General features: G+C 63.0%; 27 protein-coding genes. 9 read left to right on the top strand and 18 right to left on the bottom strand.

Annotated features, from left to right (window positions below):
• Positions 1–270: 270 nt before the first annotated feature.
• Genes V5F23_RS06950 through V5F23_RS06940 form a run of 3 tightly spaced genes read right to left on the bottom strand, consistent with a single transcriptional unit; the run spans position 271 to position 2,132 of the window.
• Positions 271–813: a DUF2937 family protein gene (locus tag V5F23_RS06950; protein WP_042732979.1), complete on the bottom strand. Its 543-nt coding sequence runs from the start codon at positions 811–813 to the stop codon at positions 271–273.
• Positions 814–825: 12 nt separating this feature from the next.
• Positions 826–1,602 carry a class II glutamine amidotransferase gene (locus tag V5F23_RS06945; protein WP_042732978.1) on the bottom strand — a complete coding sequence of 259 codons (777 nt, stop codon included), beginning with the start codon at positions 1,600–1,602 and terminating at the stop codon, positions 826–828.
• A 32-nt stretch (positions 1,603–1,634) separates the two neighbouring features.
• Positions 1,635–2,132 carry a hypothetical protein gene (locus tag V5F23_RS06940; RefSeq protein ID WP_042732977.1) on the bottom strand — a complete coding sequence of 166 codons (498 nt, stop codon included), beginning with the start codon at positions 2,130–2,132 and terminating at the stop codon, positions 1,635–1,637.
• A gap of 101 nt (positions 2,133–2,233) precedes the next feature.
• Here V5F23_RS06940 and V5F23_RS06935 point away from each other — a divergent pair, with 101 nt between their 5' ends.
• Complete coding sequence (locus tag V5F23_RS06935) at positions 2,234–4,288, top strand: S9 family peptidase (protein WP_338497829.1); 2,055 nt, start codon at positions 2,234–2,236, stop codon at positions 4,286–4,288.
• 199 nt (positions 4,289–4,487) lie between these two features.
• Positions 4,488–4,961 (top strand): cyclic nucleotide-binding domain-containing protein, encoded by a 474-nt coding sequence (locus V5F23_RS06930; RefSeq protein ID WP_042732995.1) that lies wholly within the window; start codon positions 4,488–4,490, stop codon positions 4,959–4,961.
• Between the two features lie 131 nt (positions 4,962–5,092).
• On the opposite strand, the gene V5F23_RS06925 is transcribed toward V5F23_RS06930, so the two are convergent.
• Entirely contained in the window at positions 5,093–5,380 is a 288-nt protein-coding gene (locus V5F23_RS06925) for a hypothetical protein (protein WP_047739228.1), read from the bottom strand.
• A gap of 124 nt (positions 5,381–5,504) precedes the next feature.
• Between V5F23_RS06925 and V5F23_RS06920 the strand changes: the two genes are divergently transcribed.
• From V5F23_RS06920 to V5F23_RS06905, 4 genes are all read left to right on the top strand, one after another.
• Positions 5,505–6,191 (top strand): MnmC family methyltransferase, encoded by a 687-nt coding sequence (locus tag V5F23_RS06920; RefSeq protein WP_212803492.1) that lies wholly within the window; start codon positions 5,505–5,507, stop codon positions 6,189–6,191.
• Between the two features lie 47 nt (positions 6,192–6,238).
• Complete coding sequence (locus V5F23_RS06915) at positions 6,239–6,613, top strand: YajD family HNH nuclease (RefSeq protein ID WP_003184246.1); 375 nt, start codon at positions 6,239–6,241, stop codon at positions 6,611–6,613.
• A gap of 227 nt (positions 6,614–6,840) precedes the next feature.
• Entirely contained in the window at positions 6,841–7,311 is a 471-nt protein-coding gene (locus V5F23_RS06910; RefSeq protein ID WP_003198862.1) for an RNA methyltransferase, read from the top strand.
• Between the two features lie 77 nt (positions 7,312–7,388).
• Positions 7,389–7,766, top strand: a complete 378-nt coding sequence (locus tag V5F23_RS06905) for a DUF2892 domain-containing protein (protein ID WP_042729667.1) — start codon at positions 7,389–7,391, stop codon at positions 7,764–7,766.
• Between the two features lie 121 nt (positions 7,767–7,887).
• Here V5F23_RS06905 and V5F23_RS06900 read toward each other — a convergent pair whose 3' ends face one another.
• Together V5F23_RS06900 and V5F23_RS06895 are read right to left on the bottom strand one after the other, a co-directional pair.
• Positions 7,888–9,117 carry a hypothetical protein gene (locus V5F23_RS06900; protein WP_042729666.1) on the bottom strand — a complete coding sequence of 410 codons (1,230 nt, stop codon included), beginning with the start codon at positions 9,115–9,117 and terminating at the stop codon, positions 7,888–7,890.
• 30 nt (positions 9,118–9,147) lie between these two features.
• On the bottom strand, positions 9,148–9,597 hold the full coding sequence (locus tag V5F23_RS06895) for a YcgN family cysteine cluster protein (RefSeq protein ID WP_042729665.1): 450 nt from the start codon (positions 9,595–9,597) through the stop codon (positions 9,148–9,150).
• A 160-nt stretch (positions 9,598–9,757) separates the two neighbouring features.
• Here V5F23_RS06895 and V5F23_RS06890 point away from each other — a divergent pair, with 160 nt between their 5' ends.
• The gene (locus V5F23_RS06890; protein WP_042729664.1) at positions 9,758–10,351 is read left to right on the top strand and encodes a nitroreductase family protein; all 594 of its coding nucleotides are present in this window, start codon (positions 9,758–9,760) and stop codon (positions 10,349–10,351) included.
• 124 nt (positions 10,352–10,475) lie between these two features.
• Here V5F23_RS06890 and V5F23_RS06885 read toward each other — a convergent pair whose 3' ends face one another.
• The 6 genes from V5F23_RS06885 to V5F23_RS06860 form a co-directional block, all read right to left on the bottom strand.
• On the bottom strand, positions 10,476–11,408 hold the full coding sequence (locus V5F23_RS06885) for a D-2-hydroxyacid dehydrogenase (RefSeq protein WP_042729663.1): 933 nt from the start codon (positions 11,406–11,408) through the stop codon (positions 10,476–10,478).
• A gap of 122 nt (positions 11,409–11,530) precedes the next feature.
• Positions 11,531–11,824 carry a YcgL domain-containing protein gene (locus tag V5F23_RS06880; RefSeq protein ID WP_042729662.1) on the bottom strand — a complete coding sequence of 98 codons (294 nt, stop codon included), beginning with the start codon at positions 11,822–11,824 and terminating at the stop codon, positions 11,531–11,533.
• Positions 11,821–12,954, bottom strand: a complete 1,134-nt coding sequence (gene rnd, locus V5F23_RS06875; protein WP_338497827.1) for a ribonuclease D — start codon at positions 12,952–12,954, stop codon at positions 11,821–11,823. Before rnd ends, V5F23_RS06880 begins: the two co-directional genes overlap by 4 nt.
• 121 nt (positions 12,955–13,075) lie before the next feature.
• Positions 13,076–13,717 carry a class I SAM-dependent methyltransferase gene (locus V5F23_RS06870; RefSeq protein ID WP_338474388.1) on the bottom strand — a complete coding sequence of 214 codons (642 nt, stop codon included), beginning with the start codon at positions 13,715–13,717 and terminating at the stop codon, positions 13,076–13,078.
• 69 nt (positions 13,718–13,786) lie between these two features.
• Entirely contained in the window at positions 13,787–15,436 is a 1,650-nt protein-coding gene (locus V5F23_RS06865) for a phosphoethanolamine--lipid A transferase (RefSeq protein ID WP_042729659.1), read from the bottom strand.
• A 191-nt stretch (positions 15,437–15,627) separates the two neighbouring features.
• A complete protein-coding gene (locus V5F23_RS06860) occupies positions 15,628–17,010 on the bottom strand; it encodes a glutamine synthetase family protein (protein ID WP_338497826.1) in 1,383 nt (460 codons plus the stop codon).
• A gap of 511 nt (positions 17,011–17,521) precedes the next feature.
• On the opposite strand from V5F23_RS06860, the gene V5F23_RS06855 reads away from it, so the two are divergent.
• Positions 17,522–18,445: a LysR family transcriptional regulator gene (locus V5F23_RS06855; protein ID WP_047739233.1), complete on the top strand. Its 924-nt coding sequence runs from the start codon at positions 17,522–17,524 to the stop codon at positions 18,443–18,445.
• Between the two features lie 12 nt (positions 18,446–18,457).
• On the opposite strand, the gene V5F23_RS06850 is transcribed toward V5F23_RS06855, so the two are convergent.
• The 6 genes from V5F23_RS06850 to V5F23_RS06825 form a co-directional block, all read right to left on the bottom strand.
• Complete coding sequence (locus V5F23_RS06850; RefSeq protein ID WP_042729656.1) at positions 18,458–18,823, bottom strand: 5-carboxymethyl-2-hydroxymuconate Delta-isomerase; 366 nt, start codon at positions 18,821–18,823, stop codon at positions 18,458–18,460.
• Between the two features lie 100 nt (positions 18,824–18,923).
• Complete coding sequence (locus V5F23_RS06845) at positions 18,924–19,847, bottom strand: LysR family transcriptional regulator (protein WP_042729655.1); 924 nt, start codon at positions 19,845–19,847, stop codon at positions 18,924–18,926.
• A 536-nt stretch (positions 19,848–20,383) separates the two neighbouring features.
• On the bottom strand, positions 20,384–22,468 hold the full coding sequence (locus V5F23_RS06840) for a DUF6311 domain-containing protein (protein WP_338497824.1): 2,085 nt from the start codon (positions 22,466–22,468) through the stop codon (positions 20,384–20,386).
• Positions 22,465–22,839, bottom strand: a complete 375-nt coding sequence (locus V5F23_RS06835; protein ID WP_042729668.1) for a GtrA family protein — start codon at positions 22,837–22,839, stop codon at positions 22,465–22,467. The genes V5F23_RS06840 and V5F23_RS06835 overlap by 4 nt, the downstream gene beginning before the upstream one ends.
• Positions 22,840–22,844: 5 nt before the next feature.
• Positions 22,845–23,555: a methyltransferase domain-containing protein gene (locus V5F23_RS06830; RefSeq protein ID WP_047739235.1), complete on the bottom strand. Its 711-nt coding sequence runs from the start codon at positions 23,553–23,555 to the stop codon at positions 22,845–22,847.
• A 3-nt stretch (positions 23,556–23,558) separates the two neighbouring features.
• Positions 23,559–24,527 carry a glycosyltransferase family 2 protein gene (locus V5F23_RS06825; protein WP_042729652.1) on the bottom strand — a complete coding sequence of 323 codons (969 nt, stop codon included), beginning with the start codon at positions 24,525–24,527 and terminating at the stop codon, positions 23,559–23,561.
• A 338-nt stretch (positions 24,528–24,865) separates the two neighbouring features.
• Between V5F23_RS06825 and V5F23_RS06820 the strand changes: the two genes are divergently transcribed.
• Positions 24,866–25,057, top strand: coding sequence for a DUF1508 domain-containing protein (locus V5F23_RS06820; protein WP_042729651.1), 192 nt, complete (start codon positions 24,866–24,868; stop codon positions 25,055–25,057).
• The last annotated feature ends 25 nt before the right edge of the window (positions 25,058–25,082 follow it).

Genomic DNA, 25,082 nt, shown 5'->3' with positions numbered 1-25,082 from the left:
GCCTCGACGCTGCAAACGTCGGGATCGGGTGCCGTGATTCTTGAGCGCAGGCGCCGGCGCGTCCTACTAATAAAACCTCGGACGGGTCATAAGAAAAAGTTGATGGGTAGAACTACCCGCGGAAACGGCGCAAAGCCTTTGTGGCGAGGGAGCTTGCTCCGCTGGGCCGGGCTGGCGCTCCAGCGCGCAGCGGCCCCAAAAAAGCGATGAGCGCTTCGCACTCAAGCGGGAGCAAGCTCCCTCGCCACAAAAAGCGTTCTAGCGTGAGCGTCAAAGCCCGCGCAAATCCCGCTCTTCGATCGGTCGGCTCTGGCGCAGGCGCTTGCCGCCCAGCACGACCCAGTCGATCAGGCGGAACAGGCATTCCAGGCCGAACGACAGCAGCATTGCGCCGCTGATGCCCCAGACCATGGCCTCGGGGGTCAGCAGGATCTGGTAGCTGTAGCCGTTCCAGGTTTCCTTGCGAATGTCCGGGTCTGCGGCCAGTGCCACTTGCAGCAAGCGGATGTACCACGGCCCCTGCATCGCCTGGAACTGCTTGTCCAAGGCCTGCTGGCGCACGAGCAAGGTGTTCAGGCTGTCGGCGTCGCTGCGAAAGATCGGGTCTTCGCTGGCGCGGTAATGGGCGACCAGGGCCTGCATGTCACCCTTGAAAAACTGGTTGGCGGTGCCCTGGAAACCTTGCAGGCCTGTCTGTGCCTCGATCAGGTGGGCCTCGACCCGCTTGGCGTAATCATTGATGAAGCCCGGCACCTGGACCCCCACCAGCAGGCCAATCGCGAACAACACCAGCCGTAGATAACTGAGCAACATAGCGTGACGTCCTTATTCGGTCCGGCCCTGGCTGACGCATTCGCCGCGCCGCCACAGGCTCCATTGGCCCGGTTCGTAGCGGGTCCAGGTTTCGTTTTCGGTCAAGGGCTCGGTGGCGATCACCGTGACCACGTCGTTGGGCGTGGTTTCGGCCTGGAAATCGACGATCACGTCGACATCCTTCAGCCGTGCCGGGCCGAATGGCGCACGCCGAGTGATCTGGGCCAGTTTGGTCGAGCAATAGCAGAACAGCCAGTCGCCGTCGCTCAACAGGCAATTGAACACGCCTTTGCGACGGTATTCGCCGCAGGCTTCGATCAGCGCCGGCAGCAGTTGCTCCACGTCCACCGGTTCCGGGAAGGCCTGGCGCACGCGGTTGAGCAAATCGCAGAAGGCCGCTTCGCTGTCGGTGTCGCCCACCGGGCGGTAGAAACTCACGCCCGGCTGGAAATCCGCGAGCTGGCCGTTGTGGGCGAAACACCAGTTGCGGCCCCACAGCTCGCGCACGAACGGGTGCGTGTTGGCCAGGCAGACCTTGCCGACGTTGGCCTGGCGAATATGCCCGATCACCACTTCACTCTTGATCGGATAGCGCTGCACCAGGTTCGCCACTTCCGACTCGCTGCTGGCGGCCGGGTCCTGGAACAGGCGCAAGCCCCGGCCTTCGTAGAAGGCGATGCCCCAGCCGTCCCGGTGCGGCCCGGTCTTGCCCCCGCGCTGCATCAGCCCGGTAAAGCTGAACACGATGTCGGTCGGCACATTGGCGCTCATGCCCAGTAACTCACACATGCTCGGACTCTCGCTTCAAAAGGCAGGCTTGGCTACAGGCGCGGTTCGATGCGCGAACGCTGGGGATTGCTCGGCACCGGCGGACGACCGTAGCGATCATCGCCGGCCACGCCGAACGGCGGCTCATCCTCGGGCTCATCGGCGGCGGCAGCGGCTTTTGCGGCGGCGGCACGTGCCTTGCGGGCATTGGATGCGCGCTCGATGGGCAAGCGCACCAGCGCGAAGAGCAAGTAGACGCCGAACGCGATCATGCCGTACATGAGCAGGTCGGACGCGGCCCGCCATACGTTGTTGCCCACCTTGAACAGCACGTCCAGGGCGACAATGGCCACGGCAGGGGCAAACTTGTCCTTCACCGGGTCGACAATGGTCGGGCAGAACAGCAACACCGCCATCAGCAAGCGCAGCGGCTCGCGCAACCAGCGCCACATCCAGCGGGTCATGCGCATCCACACCAGCAGGCAGCCCAGGGCCGCGAAGGCATAGAGGCCCCAGGCGATCAGATAGTCGTTCTCGGTCATGGTGTCCATGGCAAGGCAGGCAAAGAGGCGCTTATAGTAACGACTTTTCGCTCGTCAGGCTGCCCCGGCGTCTGCCAAGCCCCTTTTCGTACAACGTTCGAGAGCCTTCCATGTCCTTATCTGCCCACGTTTCCAACGCCCCGATTGCCCGCAGGGACGCCGGGGTGGACCCGTACGCCTGGCTGCAGGAACGCGACACCGACGCGGTGCTCGACTACCTCAAGGCCGAAAACAGCTACCAGGAAGACCAACTCGCCGACCAGGCCGACCTGCGCGAGGCCCTGTTCCAGGAGATCAAGGGACGGATCCTGGAGACCGACCTGTCCCTGCCCTCGCCCTGGGGACCGTACCTGTACTACACCCGCACCACCGCCGGCGACGAATACCCGCGCCATTACCGCTGCCCGCGTCCGGCCGACGACAGCCTGAGCGTGGACGAGAGTCGCGAACAACTGCTGCTGGACCCGAACGCGCTGGCGGGCGGCGGTTTCTTTTCCCTCGGTGCGTTCAGCATCAGCCCCGACCACCAGCGCCTGGCCTACAGCCTGGACACCACCGGCGACGAGATCTACACGCTGTTCGTCAAGGAACTGTCCAACGACAAGATCAGTGAACTGTCCTTCGAACACTGCGACGGCAGCATGACGTGGGCCAACGACAGCCTGACGCTGTTCTTCGGCGAACTGGACGACACCCATCGCCCCCACAAGCTCTGGCGCTATCGCCTGGATGGCACCGCCGCCGAAGAAGTGTTCCACGAGCCGGATGGACGTTTCTTCCTGCACTGCTACCGTTCCAGCTCCGAGCGCCAGTTGATCCTGTCCCTGGGCAGCAAGACCACCAGCGAAGCCTGGGTGCTGGATGCCGCGCACCCGCAACAGCCTTTCACTTGCCTGGCGCCACGGCGCGAACACCACGAATACGACCTCGACCACGGCCTGCTGGATGGCCAGTGGACCTGGCTGATCCGCAGCAACCGCGACGGCATCAACTTTGCCCTGTACCAGGCCGCGGACACCGGCATAGCGCCGACCGAAGCCGACTGGCAGAACCTCATTCCCCACAGCGAAACGGTGATGATCGACGGCCTGAGCCTGAATGCCGAGGCGATGACCCTGAGCCTGCGCGAAGGTGGCCTGCCGATCATCGAAGTCCACCCACAGGACCTGCCGGCCTATCGCGTGCAACTGCCGGACGCCGCCTACAGCCTGCACGTGCAGAACAGCCTGGAGTTTTCCAGCCCGCGCATTCGCCTGCGTTACGAAGCCTTGAACCGCCCCGCGCAGATCCGCCAACTGGACCTGGCCAGCGGTGAGCAGGTGGTCCTCAAGCAAACCCCGGTGCTGGGGCCGTTCGATGCCGACGCCTACGTCAGCCAGCGGATCTGGGCCACGGCCCCGGATGGCACGCAAGTTCCCATCAGCCTGGTGGTCAAGCGCGAGGCCCTCGGCCAACCGGTGCCGCTGTACCTGTACGGCTACGGCGCCTATGGCCAGAGCCTCGACCCCTGGTTTTCCCACGCACGGCTGAGTTTGCTCGATCGCGGCGTGGCGTTCGCCATCGCCCACGTACGCGGTGGCGGTGAACTGGGCGAAGCCTGGTACCGCGCCGGCAAGCAGGAGCACAAGGCCAACACTTTCAGCGACTTCATCGCCTGCGCCGAGCATTTGATCGCCAACGGTTTCACCACCGCCGAGCAGTTGGCGATCAGTGGCGGCAGCGCCGGTGGCCTGTTGATCGGCGCGGTGCTCAATCAACGCCCGGAGCTGTTCAAGGTCGCCATTGCCGAAGTGCCGTTCGTCGATGTGCTCAACACCATGCTCGACCCGGAGCTGCCACTGACCGTCACCGAATACGACGAATGGGGCAACCCGCAGGAGCCGGACGTCTATGATCGGATCCGCGCCTACGCCCCGTACGAAAACGTCAAGGCCCAGGCATACCCGGCGCTGCTGGTCATCGCCGGCTACAACGACAGCCGCGTGCAGTACTGGGAAGCGGCCAAGTGGGTGGCGAAACTGCGCGCCACCAAGACCGACGACAACCCCTTGCTGCTCAAGACCGAACTGGGCGCAGGCCACGGTGGCATGAGCGGGCGCTACCAGGGATTGCGTGACGTAGCCCTCGAATATGCATTTGTCTTGAAGGTTTTGGGCAAGGCCTGAGGAACTCTGGATGACGGCCGGGTCTTAGAAACGACGCGCGCTCAAAAGCTGGGAGCGGGCTTGCTTGCGAAGGCGATGTGTCAGCCGACATCAGCAGTGACTGATATGGCGCCTTCGCGGGCAAGCCCGCTCCTACAGGGCCCTGCTTGCAGCCAAGCAATCCAAACCGTAGCAGACACAAGAAAAAGACCGTGACGACATGTCAGAACCGACCTTACTGAACAAAGAAATCCGCGACTGGCTGATGGACTGCGGCCTGTTCGACCAATTGCAGCCTGCCGACTTCGCGGCGGCGTCGGGCTATTTCAGCATCAGCGCCATCGCCGAGGGCGAGGCGATCTTCCGAGAGGGTGATGCGGGCAGTTTCATGTGCATCATCCACACCGGCCAGGTGGCCGTGCAGAAAACCGGCCCCGACGGCCAACCCGTGACCATCGCCACCTTGCGCAGTGGCCGGGCGTTCGGGGAAATGGCCGTGCTGGACGGCGAGCGGCGCTCGGCCAGTTGCATCGCGGCCAGCCCCTGCCAGTTGCTGAACCTGGGCAAGGACTCCCTGGAAAAAATGCTCAACGACGCCCCCAAGATCGCCGCCAAGATCATCCGCGCCCTCGCTGTGTCCCTGTCCAAGCGCCTGCGCATGGCCGATGGACAGCTGCTGTCGCAGCAGGTCTGACGGCCAACCACAATCGGCGTGGGAGCGGGCTTGCTCGCGAAAGCGGAGTGTCAAACAACATTGATGTCGACTGACACTCCGCTTTCGCGAGCAAGCCCGCTCCCACAGGGCCCGTCATTCACCTATCAGGTTCATCCCCCCGGCGACTTGGCCTTCGGCGCTTGCGACTCCATGCCCGGTAGCGGTTGGTCCTTGGGCGGGTGGGGCATTTCGATCGGCGGCAGCAAAGGCGGCCCGGCGCTTCCGGGGCCGGTCTTGGGTAGGCCGCTGGGCGCGACCGGCGGGTACGGCAGGGGCGTGGCGGTGCCGGGCGAACCGGGGATGCTCGGCGGGTTGACCGGAATCGTCGGCTGCTGGGCCTGCGCGCAACTCATCGAGCACACCGCCAGGACAATGGCCGGTAGAATGATGCACTTCATCAATGGCTCCGTGGCGACTGTTGCCTTCAGGCTAGACCCAGGAGGCCTGTGTGGCTAATGGATGCACTGGAATTAACCGCACAGCCCGCTGGCACACCGGTCCACCCTCCCTCATGAGACTTCCATGAAACGTTTCGTTCTGCTCGACACCACCCCCATCCCGGCCAACGGCGGCGCCTTGTGCCTGTTCGAGTACGGCGAAGACTTCGTCATCAAGATCCAGGGCGGTGACGGCGGCCAGTTGATGAACACGCGCATGCACGGTTCCGAGGATGCCTTGGCCGAGATCCCCTGCCGCAAGGTCGCCGGCCGGCCCGATTCACGAGTGTTGATTGGCGGCCTTGGCATGGGTTTCACCCTCGCCTCGGCCCTCAAGCACCTGGGCAAGCAGGCCGAAGTGGTGGTGGCCGAGCTGGTGCCCGGCGTGGTGGAGTGGAATCGCGGCCCCCTGGGTGAAAAGGCTGGGCGGCCGCTGTCGGACCCGCGCACCGTCATCCGCCTTGAAGACGTGGCCAAGGTCCTGCAGGCCGAACCCCAAGGGTTCGACGCGATCATGCTCGATGTCGACAACGGTCCCGAAGGCCTGACCCAGAAAGCCAACAGTTGGCTGTATTCGGCTGCCGGCCTGGCCGCCTGCGCCAAGGCGCTGCGCCCCAAGGGCGTGCTGGCGGTGTGGTCGGCCAGCGCTGACCGGCAGTTTTCCGACAAACTGAAAAAAGCCGGCTTCAAGGCCGAGGAAGTGCAAGTGTTCGCCCACGGCAACAAAGGCACCCGCCACACCATCTGGATTGCCGAGAAGCTCAAGGGCTGAGCTAAACTGCATTCAACCGTCATTTGTCTTTTCTACAAGGTGAACCCATGAGTTCGTCAACGCCACCGTCCAACACCGCCAAGCTGGACCGCATCCTCGCCGACGCCCAGCGCGACCGGGAAATGGGCTACCGCGACAAGGCCCTGAAAATGTACCCCCACGTCTGCGGCCGCTGCGCCCGTGAATTTTCCGGCAAGCGCCTGAGCGAGCTGACCGTTCACCACCGCGACCACAACCACGACAACAACCCGCAGGACGGTTCCAACTGGGAACTGCTGTGCCTGTACTGCCACGACAACGAGCACTCGCGCTACACCGACCAGCAGTACTTCGGCGACGGCTCCCTCAGCACGCCGAAAATCGCCAAGGCGACCCACAACCCCTTCGCCGCGCTGGCTGGGTTGATGAAGAAGGACGAGTGATCGGCAAGGGCCTGACAGCCTCTTCAGGGGCTGTCAGGGCCTCTTCGCGAGCAAGCTCGCTCCCACAGTGGATCGAGGTGTACACAGAAGCTCACGTACGCCGATAGCCCCCTGTGGGAGCGAGCTTGCTCGCGAAAGCGGTCCGACAGTCACCGCCAATCTCGAAACTGCCGCCCCTCCCCCATTCCCCGTATAATCTCGCCTTTTTCCCCAAAGGCACCCCGCCCGTGGCCAACAAACGCTACAGCTGCATCGGTCTGTTCAACCCAAAGTCACCGGAAAACGTCGGTTCGGTCATGCGCGCCGCCGGCTGCTACGGCGTGGCGTCGGTGTTCTACACCGGCAAGCGCTACGAGCGCGCCGCCGACTTCGTCACCGACACCAAGAAAGTCCACTACGACATTCCACTGATCGGCATCGACGACCTGAAGAAAATCCTGCCCCTGGGCTGCGTACCGGTGGCCGTGGAACTGGTGGAAGGCGCCCGTCCGCTGCCCGAATACACCCACCCGGACCGGGCCCTGTACATCTTCGGCCCCGAAGACGGCTCGCTGGACAAGGACATCCGCGACTGGTGCGAAGACGTGGTGTACATCCCGACCACGGGCTGTATGAACCTGGCCGCCACCGTCAACGTCGTGCTGTACGACCGCATGGCCAAAGGCAACAACACCCGCTCCGGTCCGCAATTCCGCTGATCGGCGTCAAATCCGATTGAACAAGGCAAACGCTCGGGCAGTCAGCTTTATACCAATCCCCACACTGGAGACAGATCATGAGCGATAACAATCCATTCGAGCCGATTCAGAGCACCCCTTTCCAATCCCACCCGCGGCAGAACGTGCACGGCTGGGAGCGCATCGGCTCGCTGGCCGGTGGGGTGCTGATGATGGGCAAGGGCTTGCGCCGTGGCGGGGTGATCGGGCTGGCTCAACTGGCCATTGGCGGCATGGCACTGGCGCGGGGCATCACCGGGCATTGCTCGGCCAAGTCGCTGTTGGAAAAAAATCGCCAGAACCTCGACAACGCTCGCGCCCGGATCGAACAGGCCGGCGAAGAGCTGAGCCGCATGAAGGCCAACGCCGAAGCGGCGACGAGCACGGCTACGGTGACGGGGAATGATTCGCTGGTTTCGCCCAAAGCCGGGCTCTGATCTTTTGCGCCGGGGCTGATGGCCCCACCGCGAGCAGGCTCGCGCCTACAGTGTCTCGGCCACAAGACCGCAGAACACCGTTGATTCCCCTGAGGGAACGAGCCAGCTCGCGAAAGCGCCGTCACTGAAGCAAGCGGTTATCCAGGACGGTGGAAGCGCCCTCCAGGATGCTTTCGCTGAGCTGCACGAACTCCTCGGTATCGACCGTCTCCAGCCGCATCGCCCCTTGCAGCACATCGTCCAGCGAACGCTTGTTACGGGTTTTCAGGCGGATCTCACGGTCCAGTTCCTGCAACAGCAGGACCGCCTTGGCCACCATCGCGGGGCTGATCTGCTCGCCGCGCAAAGTCGTGACACCCCGGCTGTCCCGAGCGAGCCGCTCATTGAGGGCCTGATAGCGCTCGTCACTCAGGCCACCGGCGCGACGCAGCAGTTCGATGGCATAGAACTCCGTCAGCCCCTCGCTGATCCAGTCGCTGCGATCACGGTCGTTGACCCGTGCCAGCACTTGCATCAACTCTCGCAACAGCGGGCTGCTGCCCCGCTCGCTCACCAGCGGCGGACGGCTGTGCAGGTAGATCGATTCGTGGGAGCCCTGGGCACCGCGCCATAACGGGTCGCCCGCGCCGACGATCAGCAGCTTGGCGGGATGACGCGGCACCACGGCCTGCACCTGCGGCCAGACGAACGTCAGCAGCGTCAGCACGTCCATCCGGCGCATGCCCTGGCCTTGGGGCGAGGCCACCGTCACTTCGGTTTCCCCCAGGCGTGTGCGGCGGCTGCCGAGTTTGCCGGCGAGCATCCAGCCGGTAGGCCGGTCGAAAAGGCGCGAGGGGTTGTCGATGCGAAAACGTTGCTTGCCGATGCGCGGCCACGGCGTCTCGATGCTTTTCCAGCCGTCGCGCAACTCGACTTCCAGGCGCGCGACCAATTCGACACCGTCCTGCTGGTCGAGCTTGGCCGATGGCACTAGGTCGTCGCCGCGAAACAGGGCCCAGGTCGGAGTCATGCGGGTTTCGAAGGTGCCATTCTTGCGCGTATGGCTGATGCGCACCCGGTAGCTCAGGCTGGCCTTGTCGGCTGTCGGCCGCCAGACACCCCGGGCGTGCTTGCCGGGGGTCAGTTGCCACTGGCCGTCGGCCTTGAAATCACTGTAGCGGCTGCCGTCGTCGAGGTCGAAATCCAGGCTGCGCACCGCCGAACCGCGGGCCAGCGTCAGGCGCACTTCGGCCTGGTCGCTCTGGGGCAGCAGGTGCACGTGATAATCCAGGTCGACTTTCTGCGCCGCCCACAAAGGGCCACACACGACCAGGCACCCGGCCGCCAGCATCCGTTTCAATCCTGCAGCCATGGGTTCTCCCTGGTAGCGATGCCCGGCGGCTCAGCCGGCGCGAAAAATCAGATGATCTTCCCAATCTTCTTCGGGCACGCTGCCTTCGGCCAGCATGCGCCCGGACTGGGAAATGCGTTCGTGGTGCACCGCATCGCGATCACCGCAGACAAGGTGGTGCCACAGCGGCAGGTCCTTGCCCTCGCTGACCAGCCGATAACCGCAGGTCGGTGGCAGCCACTTGAACTCATCGGCCTTGCCCGGAGTAAGTTGAATGCAATCGGGAACGAACGCACGGCGGTTGGCATAGTCGCTGCACTGGCAGGTCTTGAGGTCCAGTAGTTTGCAGGCGATGCGCGTGTAGTAGACGCTGTTGTCTTCTTCGTCTTCGAGCTTTTGCAGGCAGCACAGGCCGCAGCCGTCGCACAGCGATTCCCATTCCTGGGCATCCAGCTGATCGAGGGTTTTGCGTATCCAGAACGGTTCGACTTTGGCGGCCATGGCTCAAGCATCAACATCAGGTGGTGAAAAGGCCGACAGTCTAGTGCCCGGGCTGCTTCAGGCCAAGCATTGGCGACTGTCGGTAGGCGGGGTCTTGTCAGGCCGCACGCCGCGACGTAGGTTGTTGCGACATTTTCCAAACAGCCCTGTCAGGTGAGTCATGAGCGCCAATTCCCGCATCGCCGATTACGCCATTCATCCGCAGTTCATCGAACGCTGGTCGCCCCGCGCCTTTACGGGCGAAAGCATTGCCGAAGACACCCTGCTGGGCTTTTTCGAAGCCGCGCGCTGGGCGCCATCGGCCTACAACTCGCAACCGTGGCGGTTCTTGTACGCGCGCCGTGACACGCCGAACTGGGAGCGCTTCCTGGGCCTGCTCAACGAATTCAACCGCAGCTGGGCCCAGCATGCCTCGGCGCTGGTGATCATCGTGTCGAAGACCACCTTCGCCGTACCCGGCGCCACCGAAGAAACCCCGGCGCAGAGCCACGCCTTCGACACCGGCGCGGCCTGGGGCCACCTGGCGCTGCAAGCCAGCCTCAGCGGCTGGCACACCCACGGCATGGCCGGGTTCGATCAGGCACTGACCCGCCAGGAGCTGAAGATCCCCGAGGGCTATGACCTGCACGCGGCCGTGGCGATTGGCAAGCTGGGGGACAAATCCACCCTGGCCGAGTACCTCCAGGCCCGCGAAACCCCTAGCCCGCGCCGGCCGTTGAGCGAACTGGTGGCCGAAGGCGATTTCACTCTGTAACCCGCCACACAATCCCCCTGTGGGAGCGGGCTTGCTCGCGAAGGCGATGTGTCAGCCAACATTGACTCTGGCTGAACCATCGTCTTCGCGAGCAAGCCCGCTCCCACAAGATTGATCGGTGGTTTCAGTAACCCCGAGTGAAATCCACTTCCCCGCGCAGTGCCTCGCCGGCCTGGTAGGCCCGCAGGTTTTCCAGGAACAGCTGCGCCATCATCGGTGGCGAGGTCGGGGCGGAGCTGTGGCCGGTGAGCAGCAGGCCCCAGGCAGTCCAGAATGGATGGCGTTGCGGCAGCGGCTCCTGGCGGCAGACGTCAATCACCGCGCCGGCCAGGTGCCCTTCCTTCAGGGCCTCGACCAGGTCCGCATCCACCACCGCCACGCCGCGTCCGACGTTGATGAACAGACCGCTGGGCTTGAACTGCTTGAATAACGCCGCATCGTACACATCATGGGTGTCGGGCGTGTTGGGCAGCAGGTTGATGACGTAGTCCGCCTCCCCCACCAGCCGCGGCAGATCCTCCAGCGCTCCCACTTCGACGAACGGCGCCTGCTCGCGGGCCTCGCTGGCAATGCCATACAACTGCACGCCAAACGGCAGCAGGAACTGCGCCACGCGCTGGCCGATATCGCCCGTACCGACGATCAACACCTTGCGCCCCACCAGGCCCTGTCCCTGCCGGTTGTCCCATTTGCGCTCCACCTGGCTGACCAGGCGCGCCAGGACCTCGCGCTCATGGCCGAGCATGTAGGTGAGCACGTATTCGGCCATCACCTGGCCGAAAATGCCCACCGCCCGGGTCAGGCGGTAGTCGCGGGTCAAGCCTTCGGCAAGCAACGGCGTGATGCCGGCCCAGGTCGACTGCAACCACTGCGGCTGGTGGCCTTGGCGCAACAGTGTGGCGAGCAGGTCGGGCTGGCCGAGCCAGACCGGGCAATCGGCGGCCAGCCGCGCCAGTTCGGCGGAATCGCCGCTGGTCAGGACTTCAAGATCGGGGGCAGCCTGGCGCAGCAGTTGGGCGTATACCGCATGATCGTGTTCGGCAATCAGAACGCGCATGAATCAAACCTTTCAAAAACAGTACAGACGACCGCCGGCGGAGCGTTTTCCGCCCTGGGGTCATCATCGATAAATCCATTCCAGTGTTTCAAGCGCCCCAGGACGGGGCCTCGGGGTACCTGTCAGACCGGGTCGTTACGGCGCAGCAACTCTTCGGGCAGATGCTCGATGTACTCGTCTTCGGCGGGCGGCATCTGCAAGTGGTAGCCCTGGGTATCGAGGTTTTCCAGCACCCGGTTGATGTCCTCCCGGGACAGCTGTCGCTCCGGGGTCAGGACCAGGTCAAAGGCATGGATCGCCTTGCCGAAGGCCGCCATCAACGGCTCGGGGACCCGCGCCAGTGCATCGCTCTTGAGCACATACAGGTACATCTCGTTTTTCTTCGAGCTTCGGTAGATGGAGCAGATACGTTTCAAGGCTGTTCTCCGGCAGTGGCCAGGCTGTCGAGCAGCGCCTGGCCCATCAATTCGCGGCGCCAGCCACGCAGCGAATCGGGCAATTGGTAAGGGCCCTCGGGAAAGCCGCTCTTGATCAGGGCTTCGAGGGTTTTCTTGCGCAGCATCAGCTCCGGGGCAATTCTCAGGCGTTCGGCTTCGGCTTGTCCCAGTGCCCGCAGGCGCTTGACCAGGGCCGCGGCCTCGATCGGCAACGGCTCGGCCACGGCCGGCGGCCATTGGTCGGGCGGTACGCTGCCGGCGCGCTGGATCAGGTCCAGCAGGAACTCGCCGTCCTGACGCACGGTGCGCGGGTGCATGTCTTCGATTTTAGCCAACGCCCCGAGGTTATCCGGCTGCGTGCGGGCCAGGGGCCACAGCGAATGCTCACGGATGATGCGGTTGCGCGGCAGGTCGCGGGCACGCGCCTCACGCTCGCGCCAGGCACACAGCTCGCGCAGCACGGCCAATTGGGCGCGGGAGAGTTTCCAGGCCAGCTTGGCTTCGCGGTACACCTCATACGGGTCGATTTCACGACGCAGGTTGGCCACCAGTTCGGCACCATCCTCCAGGACCCAGGCGTATTTTTCATCGGACAGTTTCGGACGCAGTTGTACGAAAACTTCCGCCAGATGCAGCGCATCTTCGGCGGCGTAGCTGATCTGCGTCTCGGACAAGGGCCGTTGCAACCAGTCGGAACGGGTCTCACCCTTGGGCAGGTCGATCCCCAGCACGTCCTGCACCAGGCGCGAGTACCCCATGGAGAACCCCAGGTTCAGGTACGCGGCGGCCAGTTGGGTGTCGAACAACGGCGCGGGCAGGCTGCCCGTCAGGCGCAGCAGCACTTCAAGGTCTTCGCTGCAGGCGTGCAGCACCTTGAGCACCGCCGGGTTCTCCAGCAGTGCGGCCAGGGGTTGCCAGTTGTCGATGGTCAAGGGGTCGATCAGGTAGGCGCGCTTGCCATCGCCGATCTGCAGCAAGCCGGCAATCGGGTAAAAGGTGTCGACCCGCATGAATTCGGTGTCGAGGGCGACGAAGGGCAACTGCTGCCATTCGGCGCAAAACTGACCGAGGCTATCGTTGTCGCGAATCCAGTGAATATCGATGGCCACACGGCTCTCCCTTGAAGAATGGCGCGCAGTATATATCGCCGCCGGCGATTGCGAGCATTCGTAGAGCCAGAGCCTGAGAGAAATTGCCCGCGCAAACGCAAGAATAGTCCTACATTACGAACTAACTGGTCTTACGCAATACATATACCCGCGTCAGTGCAAAACCGGGCAGGAAATCCTGGTGCCACACCACGTTGAAACCGGCCTTTCGGAATTCGGTCTCGATGTCCGCCTTGCCGGCGAGTTTGCGCGGCGAAGAATGGCCGATCTTCAGACGGCCCTCGATTTGCACCGAAACGATCACCGTGTCGCGGCTGACCCGATAAAACTCGCGCAACAAGGCCAGGCGATGCTCGCTGGCGCTGACGTGCCGAAACAGTTGCAGGCAAAAAATACAATCCACCGCGTTGGCCGAGAGCCCGATGGTGAACGCCGAACTGGGAAACGTCCTGACCCGCTGGAGCAGCGCGCCACCATGGTGGGTGAGCGCGTGCTCGAGCATGTCCGGCGATGGGTCCGCCGCCAGGATCACCCGGTTGGCATGCTCAGCCAGCACCGGCCAGAACCGCCCGGCCCCGCATGCCACATCCAGCACCAACCCCGGTTCACCAGCCACTTTCAGGGCGTTGCGCACCATGTGCTCATCCCGCCAGAACGCCAGGCGCAGCCGTCGAGGCGCCGGTTGGCAGCAGACCTGCGCATGCTCCTGGTCGTGCTGCCTGGCGAACTCAAGCTCGACGGTGGAAGGGGGTAACGCGGACATACGAACGGCTCTTGGGAAATGGATGACAGACAGGTTAACCGGCGTCGCGTGAAAAAAAGGTGTAGGCACTCACTCGCGCGCCAACACGCCGTCGATGACCGCGCCGCGGCAATTGGCGAACAGGTCCAGGTCCGGGTTGTAGACCTTGCTGCTGACCTCCAGCAGCCCGAGCATCGAATGGAACAGGTTGTCTTGGCTCAGAGGTTTCTCCCGGCTCAGTTGCAAGCAATGGGTGTCGACCGAGAACGCCTTCTGATAGCTGTCGGAAAACCAGGCGAGCATCGCCACGTGCTTCTGTTGTTCCGGGGCGAGCATGTAGGGCGTGCCATGGAGGAACAGGTTGTACTCGCCCAGGGACTCGCCATGGTCCGACAGGTAGAGCATGGCCGTGTCGACCTTGTCCTGGTTGGCCCGCAGCAGGTCGATCAGCGTCGACAGCACATGGTCGGTGTACACCAACGTATTGTCGTAGCCGTTGACGATGCTCTCGCGGCTGCAATTGTTCAGCGCATTGCTCTCGCACACCGGAGTGAAGTGCTCGTACTCCTTGGGGTAGCGCTTGAAGTACTCAGGCCCGTGGCTGCCCATCTGGTGCAGCACCAGCACGGTGTCTTTGTCGAGGTTGTCGATGAAGTGCTGCAGACCCTGCAACAGGATTTCGTCGCGGCACTCGCTGTTGGCGCACAGCGCCGGATCCTTGAGGTTGCTCACATCCTGCAATGTGACGCGGTCGCAGGTACCCTTGCAGCCAGACTGGTTGTCGCGCCAGATCACCTCCAGCCCGGCACGCTTGAGCACGTCCAGCAGGCCTTCTTCATTCCTGGCCTTGCTGGCGTCGTAGTTCTTGCGCCCCATGTTGGAGAACATGCACGGCACCGACACGGCGGTCTCGGTCCCGCAGGAATGCACATCGGTGAAGGCGATCAGGCCGGCTTCCTTATCCAGGTTCGGGGTGGTGTCGCGGTTGTAGCCGAGGATGCCGAAGTTCTCGGCCCGGGCGCTCTCCCCCACCACCAGCACCGTCAGGGATTTGCGCCCGTGGGTTTGCCAGGCCGGGTTGCGGCTGGCGTCCTCACCCACGGCGATGAAGGGTTGCTTGGCCGACGCGACCTGTTCGCGCAAGTAGCCGACGGTCGCCCCGATGTAGTTGCTGGGCACGACCATCAGGCGCAATTCGTGGTGGTTGCGAAACAACGACGACAACCCTTGGTAGTTGACCAACGCGACGCCACCGATCACCGCCGCCGACGCCACGCCGACCAACAACTTACTTAATAACTCCCTTGGCCAGCGACGATAGTTGATCGGTGTCTTGAACAATAACCAGGACGGCACGACACCCAGTAAAACGATGTAGGCAAACAACTTCAGCGACAATAGGTCGCGGACTTCCGTGGCATTGGTTTCGGCAAAGTTGCGCAGCATCCCGGCATCGATCAGCACGCCATACTGCGCCATGAAATAGGCCACGCCGGCGCTGATCATGAACAGCAGTATCAACACCGGCTTGAGCAGCGGCCGGAACGCCACGAGCGTCAACACCAGGTTGAAGGCGCAGAAGATCATCACGCCAAAGGCCAGGCACATCAGCAGGCCCCGGGCGTCCGCCGTGGTGATCGCCAGCAAGTGTTGCCAGAGCACAATGTTGAAGCCCACTAACAAGAAGGCACTGGCCACCAGTGTCACCCACTCCGGGCGCACGGCTTTAATAGTCGGCATGATGATTGACGGTTTCCTGAAAGTTGCTCTTTGAAAAAGAAGTGCCGCAGGTGAATGTGAAAAATTCATTCCCTACGGCAACACAAACTTTAAGTAGGCCACCATCAATTTTTCGTGAAAAAGTTGCTATTAAATAATTTTTTAAGCAACACGCCGCACGGGGCGCATGCCCCGCGCGGCTTGCCCGGGCGTCAGGCGTGATGCAAGTACCAACGCCAGTCCTGCTCGCCCACCTCCCCCATGAACTGGCGGTACTCGGCGCGCTTGACCGCTAGATAAACATTGAGAAACTCATCGCCCAACGCTTCCCGCGCCCAGGTCGATGCCTCCAGGGCACTCAGGGTGGTGAGCCAGTCGGTGGGCAACAACGCGGTCGCCTGGGCATAACCATTGCCTTCGACAGGCGCCCCGGGATCGCACCGCTGGCGTATGCCGTGATGGATACCGGCCAATATCGCCGCGGCCGCCAGGTACGGGTTGGCGTCTGCGCCGCAGATGCGGTGTTCGATGTGCCGGGACGAAGCGGGACCGCCCGGCACCCTCAGGCTCACGGTGCGATTGTCCACGCCCCAGGTCGCCGCCAGCGGCGCGTAGCTGTGGCTTTGGAAGCGTCGGTAGGAGTTGGCGTTCGGGCAGAACATCAGCAACGAGTCGAACAAGGTTTCGAGCATCCCGCCCACCGCATGGCGCAACAACGGCGTGCCCTCGGCGGCTTCGCTGGCGAACAGGTTGTGGCCCTTCTCGTCCGCCAGGCTGACATGCATGTGCAGGCCGGAACCTGCCAAGTGGGCGAAAGGCTTGGCCATGAAGCACGCGGCCATGCCGTGTTTATGCGCCACGCCCTTGACCAGCCGCTTGTAGCGCACCGCTTCGTCCATGGCCTGCAAGGCATCGGCGCGATGCTCGAGGGTGATCTCCACCTGGCCCGGCGCGTACTCGGAAATCGCGGTCCGGGCGGGAATCCCCTGGAGCTTGCATGCGGCATAAAGGTCCGCCAGGAACGGTTCGATCTGTTCCAGCTCACGCAAACCATAGACCTGGGTCGCACTCGGGCGAGCACCGTCAGCATCCCGCGCCGGTTGCGGCCGCCCCTGGCTGTCGCGTTGCGCGTCCAGCAGGTAGAACTCCAACTCCGCCGCCATCACCGGGTAATAGCCGTCCGCCTGCAAGGCCGCGATCACCCGGCTGAGCAGGTAGCGCGGATCGGCGACGGTCGCGGGCATTCCCTCCTCGGGGTGCATGCTGACCTGCACCGCAGCCGTGGGGATCAGCCGCCAGGGCAGGCGCTGCAAGCTGCCGCTGAGGGGATAGGCCCGGCAATCGATGTCGCCGACGTCCCACACCAGCCCGGAGTTTTCCACGTCGTCGCCATTGAGGGTCAGCCCGAGAATCGTGCTGGGCAGCGGCCGGCCACTGGTGTAGACCGCCCGCAATTCGTCCCGGTGCAACAACTTGCCGCGAGGCACGCCGTTGTTGTCGAGAATGAACAGCTCGAACAGTTCGATATCAGGGTTTTCGGTGAGGAAGGCGTCGGCGTGCTGTACTGACGCGAAGGGTGTCTTGGCAAGGTTCATCACAAGGCTCGTATGGTCATGTCGGACAGGCGCCCAGGCGCCGTCAACCCGTGCTCGCATGGGCAAGCACCGTGAAGGGATCAACAGGAAATACGGCAGTCCGGAGGCCGGGCATGGCGACAATGCCAGAGTGCCCAGAAGGCCAGTTCCGAAGGCAGCGCGCTCAGCGAGGGCGTCGCGACGCAGCGCGGCCCCAGGGCAGTCGGTGACGAGTACGGGTTTGCTGAAGGCCAACCGTCCATGAGCGCATCACTGAAAAACAGATCCGAGCAGCGTCCCACGACAACCTACAGACGTTAAACATTGATTTGATGGAGTTCGGATCGGGCCGAGCTAAACAATGAATCATCGACCCGGGCGTTGATCGACGCGTCGTATTCCCTACATTATGTGTCCCACTGCCGACCGTGAAACGGCCTGCCCGGCATTCTCTTGGGACCATCGTTCCGTTACGATCATCAGCCTGGTTTGCGCAAGATCCGCGCAAGGAGCACAGCGAGAGACAGAAAGGATGCTGAACAGTAACTCCCTCAGAAAGCTCGATATGCAAGACCTCATGGTGTTTAGCGCCGTGTACGAGCAAAGCAGCGTCACCGGCGTGTCCGAGGCGCTGTGTGTCAGCCAGTCCACTGTCAGCTACTGCCTGAAGAAACTGCGAACCTGTTTCGAAGACGAGCTGTTTATCAACACCCGCACCGGCATGCGTCCTACCTACAAGGCCGAGGGCATGTACGACCACGTGCGCGCCATTTTGCAAAGCATCAACCTGTGCCACGCCGGTACGCCAACGTTCGATCCGACCCGGCAGGCCATCACGTTCAATATCTGCGCGCCGGAGTATTTCGAGCACGTGATCCTGCCGCAGTTGCTGCGAAACTTCGACTACGCCGACCTGCCCGTGGTGGTCAACGTGCACAAGCTCGAAGCCGATATTCCTGCCGAAGAACTGCGAGACGGCAGCCTCGACCTGGTGATCTGCTTTGGTCCGAACTTCCACAGCAACCACGCCGACTTCAAATCCCGGCAGTTGCTGGAGGAAGAGCTGGTGTGTGTCGTGGACAAGCGGGCGACGCCACTGGAGCCGCAACTGAGCCTTCAATCATTCGTACAGCGCCGGCACGTTTTTCCGACACCCTGGATGTCATCCAGCAACATGGTGGACGGCTGGCTGTCGCAGCAGGCGCACCAGCGCCAGATTGCCGCACGAGCCAACAGCTACAGCGCCGCGCTGAAGATGATCACCGGCACCGACTTCATCCTGACTCTGCCTCGCCGCATCCAGAAACTGCTGGCGAACGAGGCGATCTTCAATCACCACGAAGTGCCCAAGGGGCTGCCGGGTTTTACCTTGAACATGCAATGGAGCCAGGCCGCCGACCAGGACAGCGCCAATGCCTGGCTGCGCGAACAGATCATCAAGGCCTGCGCCGGGTAAGGCGCCCGACGCTCAACGCTCGATCAAGGCCTTGGCGTACGGGCCGCGATCGATGTCGAGGATTTCCGCACACAGTTGCACGGACACGCCTTCCGGCCAAGGACCCAGCTCCTGGATCACCGCCAGCAGGCTGTCGGCCAGTTGCTTCTTGATTTCCGGCGAGCGACCGCTCAACAGCGCCAGCTTCACGTGCACGAAAGCGCGCTCGCCCAGACCGGTGCCGACCCGAAACGTTTCCACCTTCATGGCCCGGCTCTTGATGTCCGACTCCGCCGCGAACTGACCGGACGCCACCAGCGCATTATTGAGGCGCAACAGGGCGACCTCGGGCTTGAGCTCGGGCAGGTTGGCGGTGTACTCCATGTGCAGGTGGGGCATGTATTCGACTCCGGTTCGAGAATGACGAGGTGATGAAACCTGGCAACCATAGCTCGACTTTCGTCTGTGCGGCAGTTTTTTGTTTCGTCGTCCGGCGAGCTCAGGAACGCCCTGGCGCGATGCGTTCGCCCATGAACGCCTCCAGCCGGGATCGCAGCCAGCGCTCGGCCGGGTCGCTGTCGACATGGCTCAGCCAGACCATGGACAAGTCCAGGGTGGGGGTCTTGAAGGGAAAAGGTTCACTGAACAACTGGCCCGATGCGGCCATTGCCGCGGCGGTGTAATCCGGCAGGCTGGCGATCAGGTCCGTGCCCGCCAGCAGCGCCGGTAACGCGCTGTACTGCGGCACGGACAGCACCACCTGGCGCGTCCGACCGATCTCGGCCAGCCACTCGTCGGCAAAACCGGCCACGTTGGCGGTGTGGGACACCAGCACATGCGGGCGCGCGCAGTATTCGTCGAGGGTCAGCGGCGTGTCCGATGCATCGGCGCGCAATACCCGGGGCTGGATGTGTCGCAACAATTTGCGTTTGGCATTGGCCGGCAGCCCACGCGTCTGGCTGATGCCCACGGTGATGTCACCCGATGCCAGCAGGTCGGGGATGCGCCAGTAGTCGACGTGCTGGACCACGAACACGATTTGCGGCGCTTCCTGGCGCAGGCTGCTCAGCAAGGGCGGCAGTAGGCCGAACTCGACGTCGTCCGACAGGCCGATGCGAAACGTCATGGTGCTGCTGGCGGGATCGAAATCGTGTGTCAGGCTCAAGGCCACCGACAGCGAGTCCAGGGCCGGCGACAAATGCCGGATGATCTCCTCGGCTCGGGCGGTCGGCTCCATGCGATGGCCGACGCGAATGAACAGCGGGTCGTTGAACATCTTGCGCAAACGGTTCAGGGCCGAGCTGATGGTCGGCTGGCCCAGGAACAACTTCTCCGCCACCCGCGTGACGTTGCGTTCGAGCATCAGCGTTTCGAACACCACCATCAGGTTGATGTCGGCCTTGCGCAATTCGTTGCGATTCATCCACAGCTCCCAATCCCGAACTGGGTGCAGTGTAGAAACGCCGAGGGTTGCGCGTCTATCCACAAAAGGTCCAAGCGCGGGGTTGCAATCATCCACAGACTCCCACCGGCGATCTACGGTGAACACACATCCCGTGCCCACCAACGACCAAAATGTGGGAGCGGACTTGCCCGCGAAGAGGCCGGTCTAGCCAACATCTCCGCCGACTGACACACCGCTTTCGCGGGCAAGCCCGCTCCCACAAGGGATGTGCGATGAACACAAATCTTGTGTCCGCCAAGGGTCAACCTGTGGGAGCGGGCTTGCCCGCGAAGGGGCCGGGCCTGGCCAACCTCTCCATCGACTGACACACCGCTTTCGCGGGCAAGCCCGCTCCCACCGGGGATCTACGGTGAACACACATCTCGTGCCCGCCAACGATCAATCTGTGGGAGCGGGCTTGCCCGCGAAGGGGCCGGTCTATCCAACATCTCCGCCGACTGACACACCGCTTTCGCGGGCAGACTCCCACAGGCCCGCTCCTACAGGATGAGTATTCAGTTCACTGTCAGGGATTTCAGCCCCAACCCCAGGACTCGCTCATCCGTCCCCAACCCCAGCGCCTTGGGGCTGATGGCATCGGGCAAATGGAACTGCACGCGCACCTGGCCTTCCACTTCCATCGCCTCTCGAATGGCGGGTGTCAGCGGCAGCTCGAGGGTGTTGTCCTGCAAGCGAGTGAGCCGCGTCGACAGCACCGCGATACCATTGATCGAAACCTCGACCCGCTGGCTCGTATGCCGGGGCTGGATGAAGGCCGCCGCTTCAATGGCAATCCCGCGGGCCTGGGGTGGTACGCGTAACACCACCTCAGCCGCCATGCCTTCGGACCAGGTGCCCCAATCCTCGACACGACCCCAGCCACTGGTCAGCATCGCATTGGCGCGGTTGAACACTTGGCGCTCACCAAGCCGGGCTTGCACATCCAACGTCTCATCGGCAAATGGCCGGCACTGGGCGCAGGACTTCCAGCCCGGTGCCAGGACCACCAAGCCATCGACACGGGTCAGCAGGTCGGTCTGGCGATGAACGGTTTTCGCCGCCAGGAGCGCGGCGCGGCTGTCGAGGATGTACAGCGAGTCCGCCTCATACTCACCGCTGGCAAGCATCTGGTCGGCGCGCCGTTGGGCCTGTTCGATCTCGCGGGTGCCCATGCGCCCCAGGTAAACGCCGTCGGTTCCCAGCCCATGGCTCAGGGCGTACTGACTGGTCAGCAACCAGTTTTCCGGCTGATTCTGCGGCATCAACGTGCGGACCTTCGAATAATGCCCGGCTGCACTGGCCCAGAACGGATCGCTCATCGAGGTCGGCCAACTCGACGCGGCGGGCTGCATCCGGTTCTTGCGCAGGCCAGCCCAGCCGGCATGGGTATCCAGGACCTGGACCACCAGGGCGATGGCCAGCAGGCATGCCGCCGCCCGCGGCCTGTTGCCCCGGATCACCAGGAAGATCACGACAAACACGATGGCGTAGAACACCGGCCAGAACATCCGACCGGCCGCGCGAAACACATTCGCCGCTTGTTCAAGGCTTTTGGGCAGCCAGTAATGCACCTCCAGCAGGCCGATGCCAAGGTGGTTGGTCAGCGAAAAGAGCGTCAGCCCGATCAGCGCCACCAGCAACAACCACCGGTTACGCACGGCCCTGCCCAGCCCCGTATTGCCTTGCAGCAGGGCCACGCCCGCGCAGATCGCCAGCACCAGGATGCCCAAGCCCAGGTAATTGAAGCCTTCGTAATCCCCCGGCCCCTGGGGGATATCCCGCAACACATGCGACCAGCCGCTGGGGTTGACCAGCGACATGACGTTCAGGCGATACAGGCCATAACCGCCCGCCACGGTCCCGCCGCCCACACTGAAATAACCCGCCTGCCAACAGCAGAACGCAACCAGCAGAAACAGGCCCGCCAGCTCGATCCCGGCACGGCGCCGCGACAAAGTGCCCTGGTGGGTTCGGGTCGCCAGGTCCGCCAGCCAGATCAACGCCACCATCGCCAGCAGGTACGCATGCACCAACGCCGTTGCCGCCAGCAACGCCCCCCACGCCAGCCGACTCTTCTCTGTACCGGGGCGCAGCGCCTGGTACAGCGCCGCCAGGATCAGGAAATGCCCGGACAACGACAGGTGCCCGCCCATGCGCAGGAACATCGGCGGCGAAAACACGAACAGGCCGGTCCCCGGCAACCGCACCCACACCGAGGACGACAACAACCCTGTCAGCTTCCAGGCGAACCAGGCCTGCAGGACAAAACAGGCCAGCAACCAGAAACCGAAATACTGGAAAGTGTCCGGGAGCCAGGCGCTGAAAGGTTTGAACATAAACGCCAGCAGCGGGTTGGAATCGGAAAAGATGATCCCGTTGCCCAACTCCAGCCCATAGGAGGGGTTCATGCCCAGTGGAAAAGTCCAGGGCGAATGGCGGAAAAAGGCCCAGCCCATGTAGTGGGTCGCCGCATCGCCCTCCCCCAGCCAGGCAATGTTCGTCGGGTCGAGCACCCGAGGGCCGATGACCAGCAGAAATGCCAGCGCACCCAGCAGCAGGGGCAATAGGGAAAGCGAGTAGTGCCGGCCGCGAGCGGTCATCGATAGGTCCAGAAATTGTGCAGGATGAAGGTAAACACCGGGATGATCAGCGCCACGGCCGCGATGCCCGCCAGGTAGTCCAGGCCGGCGCTCTGGGCCACCCAGGCCACCAGCATCGCCAGCCAGAACCCGCCGATCGACACCACCACGAAACGAGCGAGGGTGCGACCCTGCAACTGGCTGGAAAAACTCCACAGGGTGTTGATCAGGTAGGAAACGAGAGTGGCGACAATAAAGGCGAAACCATTGGCCAGCGGTGGGTTGGCCATGACCAGGTGCATGAACGCCACGGCGGCCACCACGTGTATCGCGGTGACGAGCAGGCCCGTCAGGCCGAAACGCAGGGCACGGCGTAGCAACGGCGAATGCATCCAGGTCACGGCTTCTGCGCCAGGCAGAACACCGTCAGGCCGGCGAGACGATTGGCGCCCATGAACGGGCGCTCCAGGCTGCACAAGGCCTTCAACACACCGTTGACCCACGGATGATGCCGCGCCAGCTGGGACTTGGGCGCCTCGCTGGACGTGCTGCGCTGCACCAGCCGCAGGCCGGCGGCAATGGGGAACACCAGGCCGAAATAATAGGCGCCTTGCTGCACCTGCAACCCGGCCTGCGCCACGACGCCCTCCAATTGCCCGAGGGTATAGCGGCGCTTGTGTTCGAGGAAATCGTCGTGGCCGCTCCAGAGAAACTGGAACGCCGGCACGGTGATCAGGAAACGGCTGCCGGACGGCACCTTGTCGACATAGCCCTTGAGCAACCCGACGTCGTCGTCCACATGCTCCAGCACATCCATCAGCAACACCAGGTCGGCGTCCAGCGTGTCGATGGCGCGTCGATAATGAACCGGTTTGCCGGCGGTGGTGGCATCGGAATCGTCCGGGTAACTGATGTCCACGCACCACGCCTGGGCCGTGTCGGTATGGGTCAGCAGATGGTGGGAAAAAAAACCCGACCCGGCGCCCACATCCAGCAACGTACGGGCCGAAATGCCCTTGAGCAGGTGGCGCATGGCGAGCGCCTTGGAACGGTAATACCAGTGCTGCCCGATATCGGGCCCCAGGATATCGGTTTCCTTGAGATCCACGGTTCAGTCCTTAGGGTCATAGATGCGTCGCACCAGGAACACCGGTCGACGCTTGGATTCGATGTAGGTGCGGCCCAGGTACTCCCCCAGCACGCCGATGCCGATCAATTGCAACCCACCGAGGAACGTGACCGCCACCATCAGCGAGGCATAACCTGGCAAGTCGATGCCGGAAATCAGGGTGCGCAGGATGATGAACACCGCAAAGGCGAAAGACACCAGCGAGACGCACAGCCCCAGGTAGGTCCAGATGCGCAGCGGTTCAGTGCTGAAGCTGGTGATGCCTTCGAGGGCGAAGTTCCACAGGCGCCAGCCGTTGAACTTGCTGTGGCCGGCGGCACGCTCAGGCCTGACGTAATCGACGTACGTGGTGCGGAACCCAACCCAGGCAAACAGCCCTTTCATGAAGCGCCGGGACTCGGGCAACGTCTGCAAGGCATCGACCACGCACCTATCCATCAAGCGGAAATCACCGACGTTTTCCGGCAGCTTGTGGTCGGCGATTTTATTGTGCAGGCGGTAGAAGCTGTTGGCGGAAACCTGCTTGGCCCAGGAGTCGGAGTCGCGGTTGACCCGGTGCCCCAGCACCACCTCGGCACCGTTGCGCCAGTGCGTGATCATTTCGAGAATGACCTCGGGAGGGTCTTGCAGATCGACGTCGATCGGCACCACCGCCTGGCCGCGCGCGGCTTGCAGGCCAGCGCTCAATGCCGCCTCCTTGCCGAAGTTGCGACTCAGGTCGACAACGCGGATACGCGGGTCGGTCTTCTGCCGTTCCAGCAGCAGCACCAGGGTGTCGTCCACGCTGCCGTCATTGACGAACACCAGCTCCAGGTCCACCAGCGATTCATGGACAAAGACCTGGTCGATCCTGGTGATGAACAAGTCAATGGACTGGACTTCGTTGTAAACCGGTATGACAAGCGAAAGCGCTAGACGTCCTTGCAGATCCGTTCCTGGATATTCAGTCACTTGATGGCTCTTTTTCTTATAGTGTTTTCGGACCTGTCGGACAGCCCCACCTCAGGTTACCGGCCCCCAGGCCCTCATTGGAGGAGGCCCGTGTCGAACCGTATTAAGCAGGACCGGTCAGGGCAACGCAAGGATGAAACCGGAACTTGCCACAGACTCGCCGGCCGCAACATGACTTGTTTTCCACTCATGGTCGAGCCGTTTGCCAGAGCCTGCGCCCGGACATACCTGATAACCAATGGAAACGATTTTCACGTAGCCAAATCCGGCCGCTTGGCTAGGCTGTGAGCCACATGTGCACCACATGTCTTGACTGAATCATCGCAGGGAGCGAATCGATGTATTTTGAAATCTACCGGCAAACCCGTGGCACCCTTTGCACCGGAAAAGGCCAATGGCGCTGGCGCTTGAGGGCCGGCAACCATGAAACGATCGCCAGCGGCGAATCCTATGTGAACAAGGCCGACTGCATGCATGCCATCGGGCTGATCAAGAACGTCCAGGGCGAGACACCCGTAAAGGAGATCTGACCGTTGGAGGGCTCCAGGACGCACG

Origin of the sequence: Pseudomonas sp. WP18, assembly GCF_036689585.1 — a bacterium.
Classification (GTDB): domain Bacteria; phylum Pseudomonadota; class Gammaproteobacteria; order Pseudomonadales; family Pseudomonadaceae; genus Aquipseudomonas; species Aquipseudomonas chlororaphis_E.
This window is presented reverse-complemented; position numbering and strand designations above follow the sequence as displayed.